Annotated in this window: 1 protein-coding gene; it reads right to left on the bottom strand. The window is 41.1% G+C overall.

Annotated elements, in window-relative coordinates:
* A partial coding sequence (locus VF500_RS21435) for an amino acid adenylation domain-containing protein (RefSeq protein ID WP_330861637.1) occupies positions 1–1658 on the bottom strand: 1658 nt, incomplete at its 3' end.
* Positions 1659–1828 lie beyond the last annotated feature (170 nt).

Here is a 1828-nt window from a genome sequence, read left to right as displayed (position 1 = left end):
AAAAAATTATCCTCAACGCCTACTTTATCAAACTGCAGCAACTCAATTAAAACAATTGCTATGTTTTTTTCTATTGAGTTTGATGGCGCTTTGTAAAGCACATCAAACTCAGGCCGTTTAATATCGGGCTTAGGTAATGCTTTTCTATCAACCTTACCGCTGGTGGTTTTGGGTAGTTCTGTTAACCATACATAAGCCGACGGCAGCATAAAATCGGGGAGTTGTTGCTCCAGAGATTTGCGGATGGATTCGGTATTTTCCGTATCGCCCGATGATACAAGGTAAGCCACCAGTCGTTTTTGTCCGGCGGCATCAGCCGGCGCGGTTACCACAACCTGTTTTATATTATCGAGCTGACCGATCAGTACTTCAATTTCGCCAATTTCTACCCGGTTACCGCGTATTTTAACCTGCGTATCACGGCGGCCAAGGTATTCGATATTTCCATCGCCCATGAAACGGGCCAGATCGCCGGTACGGTAAATGCGGATAGTTTTATTGCCCTCTGTCCAGTCGATGAATTTTTCGGCTGTAAGCCCGGCTTTATTCAGGTAGCCATTTGCAAGGCTTATTCCCGAAACGCACAGTTCACCGGTTTCACCATTTGTCACCCTGTTTAGGTTTTCATCAAGCAATATGATCTCCGTATTGCTGATAGCCGAACCAATGGAAGGGAGTGCAGGCCACAATGCAGCGCTGCCATCCAGTTTTAGCTGCGTAACGACGTGCGTTTCAGTTGGGCCGTACTGGTTATAAAGCACACAATCTGGCAAAACATTAAAAAAGCTTGCTATCTGTGGAGTGATCTTTAATTGCTCTCCGGCAGTCATCACTTCTTTTAATGAAACAGGGACATAATTATTGGCTATAGCAGCCTCAGTAAGGTATTGTAATACTACAAACGGTAAAAAGATGCGGTTAATAGCATGCTCATCAATAAACTGCAATAATTTAACCGGATCGATCCTTAATTCTTCATCAACCAAAAACAAAGTGCCACCGGTACCTAACGTAGCAAAGATCTCCTGGAAGGATACGTCAAATGTTAAAGGGGCAAATTGCAGGGTATTGATACCTTGTGCAGAGATTGAATTTTCCTGTTGCCAAAGTAAGAGGTTAACCAGCGCCGCGTTACCCATCGATACCCCTTTGGGAGCACCGGTCGAACCAGAAGTATACAACACGTAGGCTATATCATCCAATTGAGTTTGCTGAAATGATTTAGTACTAACTTTATGAAAGGCATCTGAAAGCAGGATATTAACCGGCAAGCCATCAAACAAGTGTTTTTTATCCGAAGAAGTAATACAGACCGTGATTCCTGAATCTTTAATTATCGTCTCGAGCCTTTCTTTAGGATAGTCAGGGTCAAGGGGCAGGTAGCCTTTGCCTGCTTTTAATATAGCTAATACACCAATTATAGTTTGAATGCCCCGGTTTGCACTTATACCAATGATCTCAGAATCCGGATGAGAATTTAATATAGCCAAAGCCAGATGATCAGCCTTTTGATACAATTCACTGTACGTAAAACTGTCACTGTTATGCACAACGGCTATCGCATCGGGTAATTTTATCCGCTGTTGTTCAAATAGATCGTATACATTAGGGGCAATAGATTCCCCATTTTTTAAAATATTTCCCGGCTCAATATTCATCAGGATAAATAAGGTTTGACCGTGGTTAAGCGGTCGAAATATACTTTTTAATTAGTTGACAGGTAATTTAAAAAGCAGCTGAAGATAGATTTTTTTGATCTAATCTTCTTTTATCATCAATTATTTTACGGTATGTTTTTATCTGTTCAATATATTAAACTATAAAATAA

This window comes from Mucilaginibacter sp., assembly GCF_036383575.1.
Taxonomy (GTDB): domain Bacteria; phylum Bacteroidota; class Bacteroidia; order Sphingobacteriales; family Sphingobacteriaceae; genus Mucilaginibacter.
The sequence above is the reverse complement of the archived record's forward strand: the minus strand, read 5'-3'. Positions and strand labels throughout refer to the sequence as shown.